Source organism: Longimicrobiales bacterium (assembly GCA_029245345.1).
Taxonomy (GTDB): domain Bacteria; phylum Gemmatimonadota; class Gemmatimonadetes; order Longimicrobiales; family Gaopeijiaceae; genus CALFPJ01.
Genome location: JAQWPM010000012.1, coordinates 448,855 through 470,168, shown reverse-complemented (window position 1 = coordinate 470,168; position 21,314 = coordinate 448,855). Strand labels below are relative to the sequence as shown.

Sequence of the window (21,314 nt, the reverse complement as noted above, 5' to 3'; positions counted from 1 at the left end):
ATTAGGCCGTTTAGCTCGGCTCGCCGGACCCGGGACCACCGCGGTCACCTGGCTCGTACGGCATCTGGTTCAGGAGGCGCTGAACTTCGTAGTCCATGCGAGAGGTACGCAGCCGGTCCGTCGTCGCAACAACGTCCGTATACGGGCCGTGCCGGTGTGCGGTCACCGTGACAGTGCCCTCCGCTCCGTTGTAAGTCGCGCTGTGGCCCGTGCTCTTCGACTGCGTGAGGCCGAGCATGTCGGGGAGAAACTCCTCCGCTTCGGCCAGCACTTCAGTCGGCGCCAATGCCGTCTTCCGCTGATATCCTGCCATGGTGCCCGTTCTGGGTTCAGGTCGCACTGTAAAAGGCCGTTACCGGCCGGCTAGTAAGGTGCCGATGGCAGCCTGGTTGTGGAAGCCCTCGAGGCGCGTGTCGGGTGTTACCAAGCACGGGACGATGCTGACTCCGGCGGCATCAGCCGTTTCTGTCAGGTGCCCGGCCTCGGCCTCGAACCGGTCCACGTCCAAGACTGCCTTCGTCTCCGTGTGGTCCAGGCCCAAGCTTCGGCCGATTCCCACGAGAACGTCGACCCTTCCGATGTCGAGTCCCTTCACGAAGAAAGCGTTGAAGATCTCCTCAAGCGCGTCACGCCCCAGTCCGCTTGTTTCCGCGTGCAAGAAGAGTTCGTGCGCCTTCCGTGACCGGGGAACCAAATGCGGCACGAGGAGAGACTCCGCCGTGAGTGACTGCGCTTCTGACCAACGAGACGCCCAAAATGGGTCTGTCGGGTCCGTGAGCTCTGCCGGGGCGGGGCGTAGCTCGAAGGGCACGCGTGTCACGCGAAGGCCGGACTCGTCCTCCACGGCCCGTATCTCGCGGTCCATGAGGAAGGACACGGGGTCGACGGCATCGAAGTAGTATTTGGGTAAGGTGGCGATCATGGCCGCAAAGGTGTCTCCGGTGTTACCAATCGACCAGGGCATTGCCCTGCTTCCGACCCGCTTCCCTGGCTATACTCTGAACCCGCAGATACTCAGTGAGGCAGACATGCAGTACAGCTCAAACATCGAGACGCTCAAGCCATCGGCCACCATTGCCGTCAGCACGCTGGCGAAAAAGCTGGCCGGCGAAGGCCGTGATGTCGTGAATCTGAGTGCCGGTGAGCCGGACTTCGACACGCCCATCTTCATTGCTGATGCCGCCGTACAGGGTATCCGAGACGGCCGGACGCGGTATACGCCACCTGCGGGGCTTCCGGAACTGAAGAGTGCGATCGCGGCGCATTTGGAGGCGCGCGCGGGGCGGGCCATCGATGCGAACGGGGTCGTGGTCACCGCTGGTGTGAAGCAGGCGCTGTTCAACGCGTTCTTCACTCTGTTTGGTCCGGGAGACGAAGTGCTCATCGCGGCCCCGTACTGGACGACGTATCCCGCGCTGGTGTCCATCTCGCGTGCCGAGCCGATTACGGTCTTCGGCGAGGAAGACAACGACTTCAAGATCACCACCGCGGATCTCGACCGAGTGGTGACGGACCGTACGCGCGGGTTGGTTTTGAACACTCCGTGCAACCCGACCGGAGCGGTCTACACTCTCGACGAGCTCGACGCGATCGCGCAGTGGGCTCGCGACAAGAAAATTTGGGTCGTCAGCGACGAGATCTATCGCAACATCTATCACGACCCCGCGCATGAGGCTGCACCGGGTTTCCTGAATTTGCCGGAATCGTCCGTGGGTGATTTCGTGCTCGTAGACGGTGCTTCCAAGAGTTATGCGATGACCGGATGGAGAGTCGGCTTCTCGTATTGCTCCAACGATGTGGCGAAGAAGTTCACTGCCTTGCAGAGCCAGATCACCTCGAACACGACGACGCCGTCACAGGTTGCCGCGATCGAGGCATTCTCGAATGTCGAAGCGGCCTCGGAGTCCATGCGGTCCATGGGTGAGGCGTTCAGGCGCCGTCGGGATCTCGTGACTGCCCGCATGACCGAGTTCATGCCCGATCTGCCTTTCATTCGCCCGGAGGGAGCGTTCTATCTGTACTTCCGTGTGGATTCTCTCTTCGACGACGAGATCCAGGACGCGACCGCGTGGTGCGGCCGTCTGCTCGAAGAGCAGGGAGTGGCGTTGGTACCTGGCGCTGCCTTCGGTGATGACCGCTGGGTGAGGATGAGCTATGCGGCGGCCGACGAAGTCCTAGAAGATGCTCTGGGTCGGATTGCTGCGATGGTTGGCGCGCCGGTCTAGAATCCTTCGGTCGGGTTACGCGAGCCCTGCCACCACTCGCCTCGTCGCTGCCAGCGACGCCGGGACGTAGGAGGCGCCGAACAGGTTCACGTGGACGAGCAGGAAGTAGAGCTGGTACAGGTCACGCCTAAAGACCTCGTATTCGTCCGAGATGGGGGTGACGCTGTCGTACGCGTCGTAGAAGCCCTGACCGAAGCCTCCAAAGAGTTCGCTCATGGCCAGGTCGACCTCTCCGTGCCCACGGTACACCGCTGGATCGATCAACACTGGAGTGCCGTCTTGTGCAGCGTAGGTGTTGCCGCTCCACAGGTCGCCGTGTACGAGCCCTGCCTCGGTGATGTCCCTGAGGGCCGCTGGAATGACCTCGAGGACCTGATCCATGGTCGTCTCGGTCAACAGCCCTTGCTGGCGAGCGAGGTCTAATTGCGGAGCGATTCGCTGATCTCGCCAAAAGTCCGGCCACGTTGCTGTTGCTGCGTTGGATTGGGGCAGAGACCCGATCCAATTGTCCCGGTTCCATCCGAAGTCTTTGGATGCCGCCTGTCGGTGCACCGCGGCGAGGCCTTGGCCGAGGCTCTCTTGGTAGGATGGGGTCGCGGCTCCTGGAATGATGTATTCCATAAGGAGCCACGCAGTGTCTTTGTCATCGACCCCGTGGGCCAACGGCTGCGGCACGCGTACTCCGGACACGTTCGCTAGTGCGGACAGGCCGTCGACTTCTGCTTCGAACATCCCAGGACCGGCGCTTCGGTTCGATTTCAGGAAGTAAGATCGCCCGTCAGAGCTGTCGACGCGGGCCGTGTCGTTGATGGACCCCCCGCTGACCGGTGTGGCCCCGATGATAGAAATACCGAGGGCGTCTTCGACAGATGCCGAGAGCTCTTTCGGGAGGTTCACTCAGCTCGGAGGCGGTGCAGAAGGCCTTTGCATGAACGCCTTACCATCTTGTAGACATTCTCGAAGCCACTCGCGCCGCCGTAGTAGGGGTCGGGTACTTCGTCGCTGTCAGGCTTGTCTTCGTAGGAACGTAGAAGCTGGATCAGGGCATGGGAGCCCTCTCCATCACGCATGCGTTCCAAGGTGTGGAGATTGTCTCGATCCATCGCGATGATGTAGTCGAAGTCTGCGAAATCCGCGGACCGAACCTGGCGACCGCGCGAGTCGAGGCCGACCCCATGCTGTTCCGCCACGAGGATCGATCGGGCGTCGGGACGCTCGCCGACATGCCAGGATCCGGTACCCGCGCTGTCGATCTCGAACTGATCGGACAGGCCTGCTTCTTCCACGAGATGGCGGAAGACGCCCTCGGCGAGAGGGGAGCGGCAGATGTTGCCGAGGCAGACAAAAAGAACAGACGTAAGAGCGGGCGCGGGTGAGGTCGCGGCCATCGGACTCTGGGTCAGAATGTTGATCGATCTGAGGCCGTCTGCCCCAGTAGAGGCGGCCAACTTGCCGCTCACCCTCACCCTTGGCAAGAAAGCCGGTTACTTTTTCACGATCCGTTGGTGCGCACGGTTTACTTCTCTCTTAAGCGCACTCCCGTGCATCGAGATGCCTGAGTGGAAGTCACTCATTTCAACCAGTTGAACCTGTCCGATGATCGCCTCGCAGCGATCGAAGCCCTCGGATGGAGTCTCCCCACGCCAATTCAAGCCCAAGCGATCCCCGCGGGCCTGGCTGGTACGGACGTCGTGGGCATTGCCCAGACCGGAACCGGCAAGACCGGAGCTTTCATGATCCCCGCGCTCGAGAGGGTGACCGCGGGTGGTGGGCTCCAGGTTCTCGCCCTGTGTCCGACGCGTGAACTCGCACAGCAGGTGTGTGACGATTCCATCTCGCTGTCCAAGGGCACGAACATTCGGACCGAGGCCATCTTCGGAGGCGTACCCTACCCACCGCAGATCAAAGCGCTCGAGGAAGGATACGAAATCATCGTCGCCACGCCCGGGCGCTTCATTGACCACATGCAGTCGAGACGCGTGGACCTGAGCAACATGCGGTACCTGGTGTTGGACGAGGCGGACCGTATGCTCGACATGGGCTTCCGGCCACAGATTGAGGACGTTCTGAGAGGAGCACCGGGTAAGCGCCAGACCATGCTCTTCAGTGCAACGATGCCGAATGGCGTGCACGACCTCGCGCTGCGGCTCACCAAGGACGCGGTCTGGATCGAAGCCACGCCTCCAGGGACGACTGCGGACGGCATCGAGGAGTTCTTCTACTCGGTCAAGCCTGAGAAGAAGCCGGACCTCCTGCGATCGCTGATCAGCGGACCGGAGTGGGAGCAGGTCCTGATCTTCACCCGGACGAAGGCCGGTGCCGATGTACTCGACGCCATGCTGCAGCGTGAGGGCATCAAGACGGATGTGATGCACTCCAATCGCGCCATGAAACAACGGACGCGCGCGCTCGAGCGGTTTGCGACCGGAAAGGTCCGTGTCTTGGTTGCGACCGACGTCGCACAGCGTGGCCTGGACGTCGAGGGCATCAGCCACGTCGTGAACTATGACGTTCCTCTCGACCCGGAGGACTATGTCCACCGGATTGGTCGAACCGGCCGAGCCGGCGCCACCGGCACCGCGGTGACGTTTGTGACTGCGGGTGACTTAGGTGCCCTCAAGAGCCTCGAGCACCGGCTCGACCGAGTGGTGGAGCGTATTCACCTTCCGGAATTCGACTACGCGGGGACTCCGCAGACGGAGTCGCGCGCCGCTGCTCGGCGAGCGGGCAAATCCCGCACTCCCGGTGGCATGGGTACCAAGTCTGCCTCTGATCTGAGCCCGGAAGAATTGGCCGAGCTTCTCAATCCCGGATCCTGATTCGATGATGTTTCGCCGTTATGGGACCTCTTTTCAGAGCGTTGATCTGAACTTCGACTCCAAAGCGCTGAATGAGGTCGGCTTTCGCCGGAATCACCAAGAATCGATTCCCAGCGAGGACTTCGAGACTGGCTTCCCGAAGCTCTCCACCCACGAGCTCCTCGCCGAAGCGGAGGGGGATGTGCAGGACCATACGGAACAGGTGCTGTTGGATCGCCTCCAGGAGCAGGTCGAGAAGCTGATCGAAGGGCTGAGCGACGGTGAGTTCCTCGTCATTGAGAATGAACAGGGCCACGACTACCCCAAGACGCGGCAGCAGACCTCGAATGTGATCGTAGAAGGGGAAAACAAGCTGCACTTCGACTACACCATCGCTCCGGCGCTTCGCGTTGCGGTACACAGCCGGGGAGTGTGAGTCAGCTCGGACCCGGCCGCCCGGCGATCGTAGCGGCCGCCGAGCGTATTCGTGATGGGATTGTTGCGACGCCGTGCACCCAGACTCGAGCCTTCGGGGACGTAGCAGCGGGTTCGCATCACCTGAAGTTCGAGAACCTCCAGCGAACGGGTTCATTCAAGGACCGGGGCTCGCTCAATCGGTTGCTTCAGCTTTCTCCTGACGAACGCGCACGGGGCGTAGTAACGGCCAGCGCGGGCAACCATGCTCAGGCGCTAGCGTACCACGGCGGTCGCCTTGGCATTCCGGTCACCGTCGTGATGCCCGAGAACGCGCCGCTCACCAAGGTGGTCAACACGAGGGGATTCGGTGCTCGGGTGATTCAGTCCGGAACCATCTTGGACGACGCGGCGGTCGTAGCGAACCGTCTTGTCGAGGAAGAGTCGTTGGTGATGGTGCCCGCTTTCGATGACCACGCGGTGATCGCAGGGCAGGGCACGATAGGCCTCGAGATTCTAGAGCAGGTGCCGAATCTGAATCTGCTCGTGGTACCGCTTGGCGGGGGAGGGATGATCTCCGGGATCGCACAGGCGGTGAAGGAAGTGAAGCCGAGCGTTCGGATCGTGGGCGTGGAGGCGGACGCCGCCGCGTCGGCTATGGCTTCACGGGCCGCTGGCGAAGTCGTGAAAATTGCTCACTCCGACACGCTCGCTGACGGCATCGCTACGAAGCGAGTCGGAGACCTCACGTTTCCCATGATCGAACACTACGTGGACGACTTGGTGTCGGTCGGTGAAGAGGAGATCGCTGCGGCTATCCTGCTGCTTCTCGAGAGAAAGAAGACCGTTGTGGAGGGCGGGGGTGCGGTCGGGGTCGCGGCTCTGATGACGGATCGTATTCGAGTGGCCGAGGACGACACGGCGGTGTTTGTCCTGTCGGGCGGAAACATCGACATCAACATGATCTCTCGGATCATTGACCGGGGGCTGGTCTTCGACGGCCGTCTCGTCCGGCTGTCCGTTACGGTGAAGGACCGCCCTGGTTCATTGGCTGGCCTGTCGCGCGCCGTCGCTGACATGGGGGGCAACGTGTTGGAGACTGTCCATCGTCGTGCGTTTGCTGACATCTCCGTTGGAGATGTGGGCATCGTGATACAGATGGAGACTCGGGGTCGGGAGCACGCTGAGGAGATCGTTCGCGGCCTCGAAGCGCTCGGGCATCGAGTGGAGCAAGCGAACTAACACGAAGCGTGCACGTCGGTAGGGAAATCCCCCACAGTCACGTCCATGATTTCCCGACGGAAGTGTCCCGATCGAACCGGTATCCTTGTCGTACGCATTCAAGGGCCGTGAACACTGACGGGCACCTGAGGTCCAGCAACCTCTACCCGCCCCTGTCGGGCCGGCCCTGGGTTCACCGGAGGTTCAGGGCAGGAGTCTTCGGTGAATCGAAATCGATTAGGGGTGCCTGTTGGCGGGAGGGTCGCAGGTGCCGCTGCCGGGCCCAGTGAGGTGAAAGCCTCGCTGGGCCTTTTGTTCGTCCAGTGGTTTCGTCGGGTGCTACCGCGCGAGACCCACGGCGCGTCCATCCAGATCCCATGCGGGATCGATCTCCAGCCCGAGGTGCGTCAGGGCGGTGACGGGGATATCAACGATGAACGTGGAGTCGGTCAGGAGACCACGCCCGGCGGAGAGACCACTCGCGAGGTAGTAGATCGTCCGCTCTTCCGGCGTGTCGCCACCGTGATCGCCGTCGATTGTGCGTCCGTGGTCGGTGCTCGACAGGATGAGCCAGTCCTCGTCGTCGTAGGTGGCACGCGCCTTCACGGCAGCCATGAGAAGACCCACGTGATGGTCAGCGACCCGGATCGCTTCGCGGTACTCGTCCCCAATCGATGCGAAGTGATGGCTCGTCTCGTCGGGATTGCCCAGGTAGACAAAGAGAGCGTCCGGATTCGATTCCGCGAGCGCTTCCACGGTGAGCTGAACCGACATCGAATCAGCCTCGACCCACCCGTGCTCGTAACCATCGAGCACGATCTTCGTGTCGATGTTGTCGCTGATCGTGTGCCGTTGATCCTCGGACGCGCCAAGCGGCGTCCAATCCATCACAGCGAACGTCTCGAGTTCCGGGCGAATCTGTTCGATGCGCGTTAGGAAGTCCGGATACGTTTCGAAGCGGTCGTTCTCGAAGTTGTTTCCGGTGACTCCGTGCTTGGCAGGCCAGACGCCGTTCAACATGGATGACCACCCGGGTCCGCTCACAGAGGGGTACCCCGTCCGTGCTTTATCCGAGAAGATGCCGTTGGCAATCAGTGCATCGATGTTAGGTGTCGCGACGGCAGCGAGCACGTCCGGGCGAATCCCGTCGATCCCGATCAGGAGGACCTTCGGGGTCAGATCCGTTCTTGCTTCCTGATCCGTGCCCTGCCCGCAGACGGTGAAGTTGATGGTCGCGAGGAGTGCCAGCGCAATGAGAGAGTTGGATGGGGTCTGTCGTTCGAGCACGTTACCTCCGAGTGAAGAAATCGACCGGTCGATCGGTTGGCTCGGACCGGCGCTCGCCCCCACATTGGGACACAACCACCACAGGAGCCAGTAATGCCCGTCCAGCACGCCGAAGCGTTGCCGAAGCAACTCGTGAAAGCAGGAACCGAGACAGAGATGCAGGTGCTCATTGGGCCGGACCAAGGCCCCAACTTCGCGATGCGACGCTTCATCATGCAGCCTGGCGGCGGCATGCCCATGCACACGAACAAAGTAGAGCACGAGCAGTACGTCTTGAGGGGTGGTGCGCGGGTCGTGATCGGGGATGATGTGCATCAGGTGAAGACTGGGGACGTCGTCTACATCCCAGCCGGAGTTCCGCATACCTATCAGGCGAATGCGGGGGACGAGCCCTTCGAATTCCTTTGTGTCGTGCCGAACACGCCCGATACCATCGAGTTGGTCGAAGAGGGCTGCTGACCTAGTGGACGCCCACGTGCTATTCCGTCGCCTGCGTGAGAACGCGCATGTCGTCGACGCACTCACGCGCGGTGTCAGCGACGAGCGGGCCCGGCTGCCTCCAAGAGATTCGACGATTCTTTCATGTCGACGCCATAGGCGGCGAGACCGATTGAGAGGGGCGCGATCTCGGCAAGAGCCAATTCGACTCGGTCCGCGGTAATACGACCTCCTTGCAGGTTCGTACCGAGCAGCAGGACTGAGAAACGTCCGTGACCTAGGTGCCCCGCGAGGTCGGAGGTCCGGGTGGTCTCTTGGAGTTTCGCTCCAATGGTTCGCAGGCCGCCAGGGTCCCCCGTCTCCATGTCCGATGTCCCGATCGAGATCAAAAGAATGGTGAGCGTTACTCCCCGGTCGCCGGCTCCGGACAAGTAGCTGTAACCCAATTCAAAGTGCAGCCGATTCGCGAGTCCGCTCGGTCGATCCGTGAGCGCAGGATGGCCGATGGCGTCTTCCCTGCCAAGCATGTCTGCTCCGTTTGGTGCCGAGGGAGGGCGCCTAGATCCTAGGGCTGAGATCCATCCCTCGGTAAGGCGAGCGCCACAAGTTCTGCCGGCTCTCCTCCTCCTCCCACCGATACGACGATGTACTGCCGTCCCCTGTGCATGTAGGTCATGGCAAGTCCGGCCTCCGCGTTCGGAAGATCGATCCTGGCTACGATATCACCGGTAGCTTTGTCGTACGCCCGATAGACCGGATCGCCCGACATGCCCTCGCCGGCGAACAGGAGCGTCTTTGTCACGAGTGTGCCGGCTCTCGAGATCTTCCCGGTGCGGGGAAGGGTGGAGGGGTCGACTTCCAGCCTGCGCGCGATATGCGGCGGCGTGTCACCGTTGGGGACCATCCATGCGTGTTCTCCAGTGGACAGATCGATCGCGGTGATGCGACCCCATGGCGGCTTCACCAGGGGTACTCCAGGCGCGATCTGGGCGTTCTTCCGCCCTTGGATGTACCGCATGTCGGAACGATCGCCGCCCTCTATTAGGGAGAGCACGTACGGGTTGGTCTGTGAGCCGATGTACAGGAAGCCGGTCTCGGGATCGAGTGCGCCTGCTTCCCAGTTTCCGCCACCTGTGGAGTGCGGGAGCATGAGCGTTCCTTCCGTCCCGTCTTCTTCCACTTCCAGCGAAGGGGGTGTGTAGAGCGGCCCCATGCGAAAACGGCTGGCGACTGCGACCGCACGGGCGCGGATCTCCGGGGTGAAGTCGAGCAGGTCGTCCTCTGTGAAGCCGGCTCTGTCGAATGGAGCGGGACGGGTCGGAAACGGTTGTGTAGGCGAGGTCCACTCACCCGGTACGACGCTCTGTGGGACTGCCCGTTCCTCGATCGGCCAAATCGGCTCGCCACTGATTCTGTCGAAGACGAAGACAAAGCCCTGTTTCGTGATCTGGGCCACGATCTTCTTGGATTCGCCAGCGATTTCGATGTCCGCCAGGATCGGTGCGGTCGGGTTGTCGAAGTCCCAGATGTCGTGGTGAACCGTTTGGAAATGCCAAACAACTTCACCTGTCCGGCTGTCCAAGCACACGAGGCTCGAAGAGAACAGGTTGTCACCGGGCCGGTGACCGCCGTAGAAGTCTCCAGTGGCCGCCTCAGTAGGCAAATAAACGAACCCGGTCTCAGGGTCGAACGACATCGCAGCCCAAACCCCGGCGTTCCCGGTGTACGCAGCGGAGCCCTCCTGCCAGGTCTCAGCTCCGGCTTCACCAGACTCGGGAATCGTCTTGAATGTCCAGAGAAGTGCACCGGTTTCAGCGTCAAAGCCACGGACATCGCCCGGCGTGTTGCTTCGCGACGGCGGTTGGGAGCCCACGTGCTGAGCTGAACCCACGACGACGACATCCCCAACTACTGTGGGTGGAGAACTCGCCCCGATTGTGCCGACAAGGTCGATGCCGTCTCGGACACGATGCCCTCGCATGAGATCGACTATGCCGCCATCTCCAAAGGCCGCCTCAGGGCGTCCGGTCTCGGCGTCGAGCGCCACGAGATGATATCCGGGCGTGATGACGAAGATGCGACCGGTCCCGCCTCCGTTGTCCCAATATCCGACCCCGCGACCGGGGTTGGCTCGGGGCGCCGACCGCAGACGTTCCCCCTCGTCCATCGACCAGGTCCACAACGTCTCTCCGGTGCCCGGGTCGATTGCGACGACCGCGCGCCGAATACCCGCCGTGGCGTACAGCGTCCCGTTGACCATGAGCGGTGTCGTCGCGCTTCGAATGTACGGGTTATAGCCGAAGTTCCGCGCGTTCCAACGCCAGACGATTTCTAGGTCTGTGGCGTTCGACGCGTCGACTTGGTCGAGGGGAGCATATCGGGTGTGACCGGCGTCTCCCCCGTAGACACTCCATTCGCCATCTAGGGCGCCCGCCTGGGCTCGAAGCGCCGCCGGGTCGGCCACGAGAAGAGCATACGCGAGAACGGTCACCACAGGACTGCGTCGAAGCATCGAATGAACTCGGACGTCTGGGGTAGTGGAGTACGAATCCTGGCGGGGAAGCTAGGAGAGCTTCGTGCGCCCGCCAGATCCGCCCGCTTCGTTGCCGAGCCTGACGGGCCCGACTACCGTTGGGCGCGTTCGATACCCCAGCTGTGACTCCATGAAGACATCATCCATTCCGGGCTTTCTTTTGACCCGGCCGGGCCGAGATTGGCCCAAGGTCGCCGTGGCAGCGCTGATGATCGCGGTGCTTCTCGGCCCGCGGGCGACCGTGGCGGAGAGATGGGTCGAGCCGGATGTGGGCGGTGACGTGGATGCGTACTTGGCGGCGTCTGAGGCGGCGGTGCCTGGCATCAAATCTGGCGAGGCGAAGTCCGTACTCTGGGCGGATCCAGAGGCCCGGGAGCGCACACCGCTTTCCATCGTTTACTTGCATGGCTTCTCAGCGGACCGGCATGAGATCGATCCCGTGCCACGTCTGGTTGGTGAAGCGCTCGGCGCCAACGTGTATTATGCGCGGCTCGCGGGGCATGGCCGCGACGCGGCTGCCATGGGTGATGTCGGAGCGGAAGACTGGCTCGATGACGCCGCCGAAGCGATGGCTGTCGGACGTGCGATCGGCGAGCGAGTGATTCTGATTGGCACGTCGACCGGAGCCACGCTTGCTACGTGGACCGCCGCTCAAGAGCAGGCTCGCGGAGACATAGCCACCCTCGTCCTTCTCAGTCCGAACTTCGGACCCAATTCGGCGGCAGCTCAGTTGTTATTGTGGCCGTGGGGCAACCTGATCGCGCGGGTGACTCTCGGTAGTGAACGTTGCTTCGAACCCGTCAGCGAGGCACAGGCGCTTCATTGGACCACGTGTTACCCCAGCAGCGCGCTGCTCCCGATGATGGCGGTCGTGGAACGGACTCGCACGCTCGATCTCGATGAAATCACTGTCCCCACATTGATGATGTACTCGCCGGAGGATCTCGTCGTCGACCCGGACGCCTCTGTCGCGATGTTCGGGCGCATGGGCGGTTTGCCAAAGCGTCTGCTCCCGACGGCTGCGGCCGAACGTGGAGGGTACCACGTCCTGGCCGGCGATATTATCTCGCCCGAGTCCACAACGAATGTCACCGGAGTTGTTCTCGATTTTGTCACGGCTGCGATCGGAGATGCGCGGTGAGCCAAGGGCTCCTCATTGATGGTACCGCCCCACTGTCTGCCTTCGAACTACTCAAGCGCCTCGAAGATCTCGGGATCGTCAGCCGGACGTTCGAGCACGATCCGGTCTTTACCGTTGAAGAGGCCAAGGCGCTCCGAGGCTCGATCGAGGGCGCTCACACCAAGAACCTCTTCGTGCGGGACAAGAAGGGGACGATGTGGCTGGTCGTTGCCCTCGAAGACCGTGTGGTGGACCTCCGTGCACTCGCCGAGGCGCTCGGACACAAACGGTTCTCGTTCGGTAGCCCGCAACGCCTCATGAGTTACCTCGGCGTGATCCCTGGGGCGGTCACTCCATTTGGGGTGGCAAACGACGTCACCGGAGCCGTTCAAATTGCGCTCGACGAGGGCCTGAAGGCGTTTCGGGTCTGGAACTTCCACCCGCTCGACAATGCCATGACAACTGCTGTCTCACCCGAGGGGATGCTGAGATTCCTCGGCGCTGCGGATCATGCGCCCCGCTGGGTGGACATCGCGTCACTCCAGCGAAACGACGCGTCCGGGTAAGCGGGGGGGGGACGGTTACATGTCGGGGCGTCGGTCGAACCAGGGTCGGGCCGTCTCGAGCTGACCTGCCAGGCGAAACAGCGACGCTTCGTTTCCGACCGAAGCCACGAAGTGGACGCCGATGGGCAGGCCCTCTGCGTTCCAGAAGAGCGGGACCGACATCGCGGGCTGTCCGGTTGCGTTGTAGATGGGCGTCCAAGGGATGAAGTCGAACGCGGTCGACGCAGCCTCCTCTAAGAGGCCTGCCCACTTGATGAGTCGACCTGACCCCAGTGCACCTAGGATCTTGAGTTGTGCAATCTCCATTGAGGTCGGCATCAACGACCCAATCTTTGCCGGCGGCGTGGCTAGAGTGGGCGTGAGGACCATGTCATACCCCTCGAAGAAGCCACCGACGCTTCGACCCACCCGCTCCATGGTACGGAGCGCCGAAGCGTACTCGCCGGCTGGGAGCGCCTTGGACAACAGTCCGAGAGCCCAGGTCAGCGGCTCCAATTCGTGACGTCGAGCTTTTCGGCCGAGATACGCTTCTGCGTCGCGTATGTCTGCTCCGAGCTCAGAGGCGACCATTCTCAAGAAGGCTTGGGAGAACGCTGCACCGTCGATCTCCGGAGCGTCTTCTACGAGGTCGTGCCCCAACTCGGTGAGAAGAGACACCGCGTCCTCAACAGCAGCTACACAGTCCGGATCGACGGAAGAGCCCATGATAGGCTTCGTGCTCCACGCGATGCGGAGCTTGCTGGGGTCGGATCCCACCTCCTCCACGAACGGGCGGTCCGGGAGGCGGATCTCATAGGGCGCGCCGACGTCTCTCCCGTGGGTCGCGTCGAGCATCGCTGCGCTGTCGCGAACCGAGCGTGTGAGGACGTGTTCGACGACAGCGCCTCGCCAGAGTTCCCCGAAGTCAGGGCCGGTCGGGACTCGGCCGCGCGTGGGTTTCAGGCCAAAGAGGCCACAGCACGATGCAGGAATGCGAATTGAGCCACCCCCGTCGCCGCCGCCAGCCATTGGCACGACACCGGCCGCCACCGCTGCCGCGGAGCCACCGCTCGAACCACCCGGGGTTCGGCTCGTGTCCCAAGGATTGCGGCAAGCTCCCCACAGCTCGGATTCCGTGAACGGTGTAAGGCCCCACTCTGGTAGGTTGGTCTTCCCGGCGACGGACACACCAGTCCGGCGAACTCTCTTCGCCAGCTCGCTGTCGTGGTCCATGACGAGGTCCATGAGCAACCGGCTCCCCCCCGAGGTAGGGTGTCCGGCGTAGCTTGAACATAAATCCTTGGCCAGAAACGGGACGCCACAGAAGACACCCTCAGTGCCGCCACGCTCCGCGGTCTGCCGCGCATCTTCCTCCATGAGTCGGATGACAGCGTTGAGCGCCGGATTAACCTCTTCTATCCGCGCCAGCGCCAGCTCGAGCAACTCGACAGCGGTCACTTGACCACCACGTACCATCACGGCCAGCGCAGTGGCGTCGTGCGAGACGTATTCGTCGTGGGTCATGTCAGCCCCCTACGGCTTGTTCCAAGTCTGCGAGCATTTGACGGGAGTTGGCGTGGTCCGGCCGGAATTCCACCGCTCGGCGTGCGTGCGGGAGTGCTTCGGGCAGACGGTTGAGCTGAATGTAGGCGCGTGCCAATTCGAAGTGGCCGACGCCAAGCCCAGGGTCTGCCGCGACGGCCGCGGCGTACGCCTCCGCTGCGTCGTCCAGCCGATCGGCACGACGGTGCAGATTGCCCAAATTGAAGTGGGCGAGTGCCTCGTGCGGATTGAGCGAGATGGCCTGTTCATACGCTTGGCGTGCGCCGGCCGGATCCCCTTGGCCAGCCAATGCGATGCCCAGGTTGACCCAGGTGAGCGTGTGGGACTGCTCAATCGAGAGGCTCAGTCGGAGTGCCGAAACTGCCTCGCCGAACGACTGGGTCTGATTGTGCATCTGTCCGATTGCGCGGAGGATCCGGGGATCGGCCGGTCGCAGCTCGAGGGCCTTGTCGTAGGCAGCAACAGCACTCGTTGCATCTCCAGCGTCACGATCCCGATCACCTAGGAACCCGAGGGCAAGGAGCCAGCGTCCTCTCAATGCTTCGTCGTCGTCCGCTTCCGTCAGCGCGTCGACGAGCTCAGCACGGACCTCAGGTTGATTCCCACTCGTGTAGTGCAGAGCCGCGAGGGCCAGGGCTCGAACGTCCATGTCGACGTTCGAGGCGAGCGTGCTCAATCCGGACCGGACCTGTGCGGGTAGGGTTGGGTCGTCCGGGCGCAGATACCCGTCCACCAGTCGGCTGAGGCCTTGGAATTGGATGAGCGGGTCCGTCACGTCTGGATGCAGGAGCATTTCAGCCGCCTCGCTCACGTTGCGGGCTCGTAATTCGTCCACCAGGCCGGAGACCCCGGGTCGGTGTGGTTTCGGTTCACCCCATCGCTCCCGTACCTCACCCTCCAGTTGCAACGTCGATCGGTCGGTGTGGCATTGGGCGCATGCACCAACGAGTCCGAGATCTCCGTCGAAGACGGGTCGGGGATTGGCGATGGTGTGGTCCGAACGGCCGAATGGGATGTCGTTCCCCAACTCAGGGTGTTGCAGGTACGGCATGTGGCACGAAACACATTTGCTGCCGTCAGTGCCTTCAGGGTGGAACGTATGCGCCTCCACGTCGACCGCTTTGGAGGCATGGCACGCCGTGCACTGGCCGTCGTCGAACGGACTCGCCAGGGGCTCACGATTGATGTCCCAGTAGTTTTGTGAGTGCGGCTCGTGACAGCTTACACAGTCCATGGGTCCCTGGAGGTAACAAGCGCTCGCGAGGTGATTGCCTTGATATGCGAACGACTGAACACGTCCATCCGCGAAGTAGGGCCAGTCGCCGAGCACTGGAAATTTGAGGGCGTAGTACTGCTCAAGAGGCTCGCCTGGCAGGTAGCCCTCCTTTAGGACGTCCTTCAGCGCGTGGCATTGGAAGCACACGCCCAGGGACTCGTCCTTGTCCAGGTACGCCAAGCTGCGGATCCCGATGTCCCCGTCGTCCGCGAAGCCGGGACCTTCCGCCATGGCCACGTGCTCACGTCCCGGGCCGTGACACGATTCACAGTTCACCTGAAGTGTGGTGTACTGGGTGTCGTATCCGACACCCACATCGAGAGTCGTCGTGATTTGGCTCCCGTGGCACTCTTGGCAGTTGGCGTAGCGGGCTACGGTCCCAATGGGCCGGATCGGCGGCCAATCGCCACAGTCGCTCAGTGCCATGGCGGTCGTGATTGGAACCCATCCCTGGTTGGTGCGCGACCCCGTGTTGCAGAACCACTCTGCCGCTCCCAACGACCAATCCCACGGGAGAAAACGCTCGGTCCCGTCGGCCACACGGGTTATGAATCCTTGCGTGCCGCCCCCAATCATGTGTGCGCCCCCAATGACGCCGTCGACTCTATAGACGGCGTCGCTGTGCCCGTCCTGCTGAACAGCGAATTCGTAAATACCGCCCCGAATGCGAGGGGTGACGGTACCGTTCTCGAATCGGATGGGAACAGCATTGAATGGAGCGATGATGACATCGCGGCTCGGCTCGCCACCCGCGCGCCCGTGCGTGGATTCGGTCCAGACGTCGTATTGGTCGGAGTGGCAGTCGGCGCACGCTTCGGACCCCAGGAAGTCCTCTCGCTGGACGATGGCGGGTGCTCGAGGCATTGGGTCGGGGAATGCCAGGAGCGTGGCCGTCTGCTGTGGGGCATCACTCCCACAGCCGACAACAACGAGGACGAGCGTGAGCCCCAGGGCGTGCTGCAGTGCTCTCATCGAACGGCTCCGTTCGACCAGGGCGGCCCTTCGCAGGCGCACAGAGTCCGGATATGAGCTACCAGAGCTCGGATCTGGGTAGGTGAGAGCAGCTCGCCGAACGCGGGCATGAGATTGCTCCGATCCAACACGAAACCACCCGCCGAAATGCCGTCGTACAGGGTGTCATCTGCCCGGGCGCTCATAAGAGCGGCGTCCGCGTGGGATGTAGGCGACGTCGGGAGGTTCGCCGCATTCCATCCGTCTCCCGCTCCAGATTCTCCGTGGCACGCTTCACAGTGTCGAGCATAGAGCGCAGGGCCGTCCTCCAGGGTGCCGGGGGCCAGTGCTGGGGGCGCCTGTGTCGCGGCTGGCGGAGCGGCCCTCGAGGAAGAGATAGTCATGAGATACGTCGCGAGCCTACGCGCCTCGAGGGCCGGCATGGGTTGGCGAGGCATGAGCGTTCCTGGAACGGTGCCAGAAGGGTTCTGGATCATCCGGACCACGTAGTCGAGATCTGAACGATCTGCGAGCTGGTCCAATGCCGGGCCGATCGCCCCTCCTTCCGATCCCAACCGATGACACCCGAGACAGGCGAGGCGGTCCTTCAGGAAGCGCTCAGTACGACTCCGCTCGAACGCTGTCAGTTCGGCGTTCCGGGGACTCTGGGCGTCGACGATGGACGGCGACCCCAGAACGACGGTTGCGACTAGAAGGAAGGCACGCATGGGAGAACGCTCTGGCGCTCGCTCGAAGGTGTCAAGGCAGGACGCCGGCGTCGACCCAGTCCAGAGTGCTGCTAAATACTTGCCGATGGCAATTAGTTGAGTCGCACCACCTTCACGACTACGGCGGGCGTCAGTGGGGCCGCACCAGCTTCTTCAGAACGGGTTTCGAGCGTCGCCGTGTAGTCTCCGGGCTCCACCAAGGGGAGCGGTCCCCGGCGCTGGCCGGCTTCGTCACTCGGTTGAATCCGTAGATCCCATGTCGCGCGTTGAAGGCCTGCCGCATTCGTCACGTCGACTTCTGCGATCACTTCACCGGCTGCGTCGCGGATTGCGATCACGAGTTCTGCGTCTTGAACGGGCTCTGAGAGGTAGTAGGTGAGAAGCGCTCCAAAGTCGGGATTGAGCGCCACGTACTCGCCGGCACCCGAGCCCGCGCTGTAGTACCTGAGCTCATCGTACACCGGTGTCGGCCGGGGTTCGAAAAGCGTGGCGTCGTCCGCGAGTACTTCCGGTGTGATCTGTCGGAGTGGCGTGTAGTCGTCCAGCACATAGAACCCACGGCCAAACGTCGCCACCACGAGATCGCCGACACGTTCCTGGATTTCGATGTCTCGGTACGGGATCGTGGGCGCTCCCCCCGTCAGTTCATGCCAACCGCCGCCCCCGTCGAGCGTGAAGAACAAGCCGAATTCGGTTCCTAGGAAGAGCAGATCGTCCCGCTCGGGGTCTTCCTCCAGCACCCAGGTAACGTTCCGAGCCGGTAGATCGGAAGCGATGGATGTCCACGTCGCGCCGCGGTCGTTGCTGCGCATCGCGTAAGGTGTGAAGTCACCCCGTTTGTGGTTGTTGAACAGGGCGTACACCCGATCAGGGTCGTGACGTGAAGCCACGACGTCGGACACATAGATGAGCTTCGGAATGCCGGGGAACGCATCCATCTCAGTCCAGGTCGTCCCACCGTCCTCACTGCGTTGAATGAGGCCGTCGTCTGTTCCTACATACAGGAGGTTCTCGTCGAAACGCGATTCGCTGAACGAAACGCCGATCCCGTAGTCGTTCGTAAAGACGTTCTTCCAGACCGCGTCCTCCGGCCACACGCGCCCCATGACCGGGAGTGTGTCACGGTCGATCCCGCGACTGAGGTTCGGACTCAGCACCTGCCAGTCGTCTCCGCGGTTGTCACTGCGCAGGAGCCTGCTGCCGAGAGCGTAGATACGCTCGTTGTCGTAGCGACTGATAACGAGCGGGATGTCCCAGTGCCACAGAATCGTGTCCCCGTCGAACGCCTGCGGCGGAGCGATGCTCGTGCTCAGGCTGGTGCTCATATCCACACGCTGAATGCGTGCTCCTTGGGACATGCCGTACACGATGTCTGGATTGGTCGGGTCGATGCGTGCTTGGAAGCCGTCCCCGCCTACGATGCGCGTCCAGTCAGAGGATCGTACGCCAAGTGACACTCGGCTCCGTGAAGGGCCACCCATGGTGCCGTTGTCTTGTGTGCCGCCGTACACCCAGTAGAACGGTTCTCGGTCGTCGATTCCGACGCGGTAGAACTGGGTGATGGGGAGGTTGTTGTGATGGCGCCAAGTACGCGCCCCGTCGAACGACTCGAACAGACCACCGTCGTTCCCCAGCATCATGTACTCGGGATCGTCCGGATCGAAGATGATCTCGTGGTGGTCCGAGTGGACGCCGCGTGTCGTCAATTGCTCGAAGTGCACGCCTTCGTCCGCGGTGCACTGGATGCGCACATCGACGGCGCACAGGCGCCCAGGTCGGTTCGGGTCAGCGAAGAGTTCTCCGTAGTACTGAGGGTCAACGACCACGTAGTCGCTCTGCTTCACCCACGTCGAACCGTAGTCGCCTGACCGAAAGAAGCCACTCGCATCGCCTTGGGCGGCGACGAGGGCGTACACGACACCGGCCTCGTCAGGGGAGACCTCGAGCGCGATCCGTCCGAGGTCGCCGCCCGGGATCCCATCCATGATCTCTTCCCACCTGGTACCGCCGTCCTCCGAGCGGAAGATTTTCCCCTCAGGGCCTCCAGCCACGAGCAGTCCGACGTGTCGCCTGCGTTGGTACGACGAGGCATACATCACATCTGGATTGAAGGCATCAAAGACGATGTCCGCGATGCCCGTGTCGTCGGAGACATGTAGCACGCGCTCCCAATGCGCACCGCCGTCCGTGGTCTTGAAGAGGCCCCTGTCTCCACCGGCCGCCCAAAGCGGCCCCTGGGACGCGGCGAAGACCACGTCAGAATCGCGCGGGTCCACGAGGATGTCGCCAATGTGCTCCGACTCGAGAAGCCCCATGCGCCGGAAGGAGGCGCCGCCGTCTACGCTCTTGTAGATGCCGTCGCCATAGCTGGCGCTGCGCTGGGATGCGTTTTCACCGGTTCCAATCCACAACACGTCTGGGTTCACGGGGTCCAACGTGACCGCGCCGATGGAGAAGGAACCGTAGTCGTCGAAGATGGGCGTCCAGGTTGTTCCCCGATTGTCTGTCTTCCACACGCCTCCGGACGAAACTCCGACGTACCACACATTCTTGTTGGTATGGTCGATCGCGACGTCGCTGATTCGGCCCGTGGTCAATGCTGGACCGATGCTCCGCAGCGCCATGCCATCGTATGTGGTTGGCGGTGCCGTCTGCCCCCGGGAGAGGACTGTGCCGGACAGGGTGCCGGTCGGCTGCCCGGCATCGACTGCGAACCTTCCGTTCACGAGGACCCAGCGCATGCCCGTGGCAAGTAGGGCGGGCTCGGCGAATGTGGCGACGTCGCGAACGGTTCCTGGATCGAAGACAGCGATGTCGGCGAAGGCCCCCACGCTGATCTCTCCGCGTCCCGAAAGCCCGAACACCTCGGCCGGCTGGGAGGACGAAGCTTGGATCATCCGCGCCATGCTGATCACGGAGTCTTCCAACACATACGTCCTGATCTTCTTCGGAAAGGTGCCGTATTTCCGAGGATGCCCGCCCGAGCCGTCTGATCCCGTCATGACGAAGGGAGAACTCATGAATGTTGCGATGTCGTCTTCGTTCATGTTGAAGGACGCCACGCCCGCTCCGCCATCTCGCACGATGCGGATCGCTGCCTCGATCGGATCGAGACTCCACTCGTCGGCGATTTCCTCGAGCGTTTTTCCTCTGAGCTCTACGTTGCGGCCGCCCGTGATGAGCAATGACCCGGCTCCACCGCGACGGCGGAGGTTGTCGGTCATGTCCGTGACGATACGCTCTCGGGTGTCTGCGTCCTCTAGGCGCGCCAGGAGTGTCTCGGTTCCTCCGGCCTGAGCCCAGCGCGGTAAGAGCGAGGCATTGATGGACGACCCGCTCGCCGTGTAGGGATACTGATCCGCGGTCACGCGCTGACCGTCCGCCCGGGCATCGGCGATGAGCTTCAAGACTGCCTCGCTCTCGCCCCACACATCAACGCCGAGGGCTTTGATGTGGGAGATGTTCACGGCGAGTCCCGCTTCTCGCCCAATGTCGATCGCTTCCTGGACCGCCGCGATCAGCCCGATTGTGTACGAACTCTCGTCGCGGAGGTGGGAGTCGTACACGCCGCCGTATCGCGCGGCGACCTTGGCGAGCTCGATCACTTCAGGCGTGGTCGAGTAGCTCTGTGGGTTGTAAAAGAGTCCGGTCGACATTCCAACGGCGCCGTCTCGCATGGCTTGGTCGACTAGGCCGCGCATCTCGTTCAACTCAGGGGGGGTGGGCGCGGCATCGCTCGAACCCAAGACGGTCCCTCTGACCGATCCGAAGCCGACAAGTAATGCTGCGTTGGTCCCGATCCCGAGGCGCGCATACGTAGCGCTGGTCTCTCCCACCGCGTGCGTCCCATGACCGTCGTTGCCCACGACCACGGTGGTTACGCCCTGCATGAGATAGTTACGGTTCTCTCGGCGTATGCGATTGTCGCTGGCGAGGTCTCCCTGAGCATGCGCGTGCGGATCGATGAAGCCAGGTGAGACGACCAAGCCTTGGGCGTCCAGAGTCCGGTGACCGTAGACCCCGTCTGCACTTGCATCGCCCACGAAGGTGATTCGGTCTCCGATCATGCCGACGTCGAGTACCATGCCGGGCCCGCCGGAACCGTCGTAAACGAGTCCGTTCCTAATCAGGACGTCGACGGTATCGGTGGCCTGCGGAATCGTCGTAGTGGCGAGTGACGCGAGCAGCAGCGCGATCGTGTTCATGCTTTCGTTC

General features: G+C 62.5%; 18 protein-coding genes. 7 read left to right on the top strand and 11 right to left on the bottom strand.

Going from position 1 to position 21,314, the window contains the following annotated elements:
- Positions 1-10: 10 nt before the first annotated feature.
- Both P8L30_05165 and P8L30_05160 read right to left on the bottom strand, forming a co-directional pair.
- Entirely contained in the window at positions 11-313 is a 303-nt protein-coding gene (locus P8L30_05165; GenBank protein ID MDG2239570.1) for a hypothetical protein, read from the bottom strand.
- A 39-nt stretch (positions 314-352) separates the two neighbouring features.
- Positions 353-964, bottom strand: coding sequence for a DsbA family protein (locus P8L30_05160; protein ID MDG2239569.1), 612 nt, complete (start codon positions 962-964; stop codon positions 353-355).
- On the opposite strand from P8L30_05160, the gene P8L30_05155 reads away from it, so the two are divergent.
- Complete coding sequence (locus tag P8L30_05155; GenBank protein ID MDG2239568.1) at positions 942-2,225, top strand: pyridoxal phosphate-dependent aminotransferase; 1,284 nt, start codon at positions 942-944, stop codon at positions 2,223-2,225. The two genes, P8L30_05160 and P8L30_05155, sit on opposite strands and share 23 nt — an antisense overlap.
- Positions 2,226-2,240: 15 nt before the next feature.
- On the opposite strand, the gene P8L30_05150 is transcribed toward P8L30_05155, so the two are convergent.
- Both P8L30_05150 and P8L30_05145 read right to left on the bottom strand, forming a co-directional pair.
- Entirely contained in the window at positions 2,241-3,122 is an 882-nt protein-coding gene (locus P8L30_05150) for a fructosamine kinase family protein (GenBank protein MDG2239567.1), read from the bottom strand.
- The gene (locus tag P8L30_05145; protein MDG2239566.1) at positions 3,119-3,685 is read right to left on the bottom strand and encodes a low molecular weight phosphotyrosine protein phosphatase; all 567 of its coding nucleotides are present in this window, start codon (positions 3,683-3,685) and stop codon (positions 3,119-3,121) included. The genes P8L30_05150 and P8L30_05145 overlap by 4 nt, the downstream gene beginning before the upstream one ends.
- A 99-nt stretch (positions 3,686-3,784) precedes the next feature.
- On the opposite strand from P8L30_05145, the gene P8L30_05140 reads away from it, so the two are divergent.
- Genes P8L30_05140 through ilvA form a run of 3 tightly spaced genes read left to right on the top strand, consistent with a single transcriptional unit; the run spans position 3,785 to position 6,679 of the window.
- A complete protein-coding gene (locus P8L30_05140) occupies positions 3,785-5,044 on the top strand; it encodes a DEAD/DEAH box helicase (protein ID MDG2239565.1) in 1,260 nt (419 codons plus the stop codon).
- Between the two features lie 4 nt (positions 5,045-5,048).
- Positions 5,049-5,459 carry a hypothetical protein gene (locus tag P8L30_05135; protein ID MDG2239564.1) on the top strand — a complete coding sequence of 137 codons (411 nt, stop codon included), beginning with the start codon at positions 5,049-5,051 and terminating at the stop codon, positions 5,457-5,459.
- Entirely contained in the window at positions 5,456-6,679 is a 1,224-nt protein-coding gene (gene ilvA, locus P8L30_05130) for a threonine ammonia-lyase (GenBank protein ID MDG2239563.1), read from the top strand. The genes P8L30_05135 and ilvA overlap by 4 nt, the downstream gene beginning before the upstream one ends.
- 318 nt (positions 6,680-6,997) lie before the next feature.
- On the opposite strand, the gene P8L30_05125 is transcribed toward ilvA, so the two are convergent.
- Positions 6,998-7,945, bottom strand: coding sequence for an alkaline phosphatase family protein (locus tag P8L30_05125; protein MDG2239562.1), 948 nt, complete (start codon positions 7,943-7,945; stop codon positions 6,998-7,000).
- A gap of 93 nt (positions 7,946-8,038) precedes the next feature.
- On the opposite strand from P8L30_05125, the gene P8L30_05120 reads away from it, so the two are divergent.
- Positions 8,039-8,404: a cupin domain-containing protein gene (locus P8L30_05120; GenBank protein ID MDG2239561.1), complete on the top strand. Its 366-nt coding sequence runs from the start codon at positions 8,039-8,041 to the stop codon at positions 8,402-8,404.
- A 74-nt stretch (positions 8,405-8,478) separates the two neighbouring features.
- On the opposite strand, the gene P8L30_05115 is transcribed toward P8L30_05120, so the two are convergent.
- Together P8L30_05115 and P8L30_05110 are read right to left on the bottom strand one after the other, a co-directional pair.
- Positions 8,479-8,910 carry a hypothetical protein gene (locus tag P8L30_05115; GenBank protein ID MDG2239560.1) on the bottom strand — a complete coding sequence of 144 codons (432 nt, stop codon included), beginning with the start codon at positions 8,908-8,910 and terminating at the stop codon, positions 8,479-8,481.
- Positions 8,911-8,948: 38 nt separating this feature from the next.
- Entirely contained in the window at positions 8,949-10,895 is a 1,947-nt protein-coding gene (locus P8L30_05110) for a PQQ-binding-like beta-propeller repeat protein (protein ID MDG2239559.1), read from the bottom strand.
- A gap of 151 nt (positions 10,896-11,046) precedes the next feature.
- Here P8L30_05110 and P8L30_05105 point away from each other — a divergent pair, with 151 nt between their 5' ends.
- The gene (locus P8L30_05105; protein MDG2239558.1) at positions 11,047-12,057 is read left to right on the top strand and encodes an alpha/beta hydrolase; all 1,011 of its coding nucleotides are present in this window, start codon (positions 11,047-11,049) and stop codon (positions 12,055-12,057) included.
- Positions 12,054-12,602 (top strand): prolyl-tRNA synthetase associated domain-containing protein, encoded by a 549-nt coding sequence (locus tag P8L30_05100; GenBank protein MDG2239557.1) that lies wholly within the window; start codon positions 12,054-12,056, stop codon positions 12,600-12,602. Before P8L30_05105 ends, P8L30_05100 begins: the two co-directional genes overlap by 4 nt.
- Before the next feature lie 15 nt (positions 12,603-12,617).
- Here the strand turns inward: P8L30_05100 and P8L30_05095 are convergent, their stop codons facing one another.
- The 4 genes from P8L30_05095 to P8L30_05080 form a co-directional block, all read right to left on the bottom strand.
- On the bottom strand, positions 12,618-14,105 hold the full coding sequence (locus tag P8L30_05095) for an amidase (GenBank protein MDG2239556.1): 1,488 nt from the start codon (positions 14,103-14,105) through the stop codon (positions 12,618-12,620).
- 1 nt (position 14,106) lies between these two features.
- Entirely contained in the window at positions 14,107-16,392 is a 2,286-nt protein-coding gene (locus tag P8L30_05090) for a tetratricopeptide repeat protein (protein MDG2239555.1), read from the bottom strand.
- The gene (locus P8L30_05085) at positions 16,389-17,099 is read right to left on the bottom strand and encodes a c-type cytochrome (GenBank protein ID MDG2239554.1); all 711 of its coding nucleotides are present in this window, start codon (positions 17,097-17,099) and stop codon (positions 16,389-16,391) included. Before P8L30_05085 ends, P8L30_05090 begins: the two co-directional genes overlap by 4 nt.
- Positions 17,100-17,191: 92 nt before the next feature.
- Positions 17,192-21,304 carry an amidohydrolase family protein gene (locus P8L30_05080; protein ID MDG2239553.1) on the bottom strand — a complete coding sequence of 1,371 codons (4,113 nt, stop codon included), beginning with the start codon at positions 21,302-21,304 and terminating at the stop codon, positions 17,192-17,194.
- Between the last annotated feature and the right edge of the window lie 10 nt (positions 21,305-21,314).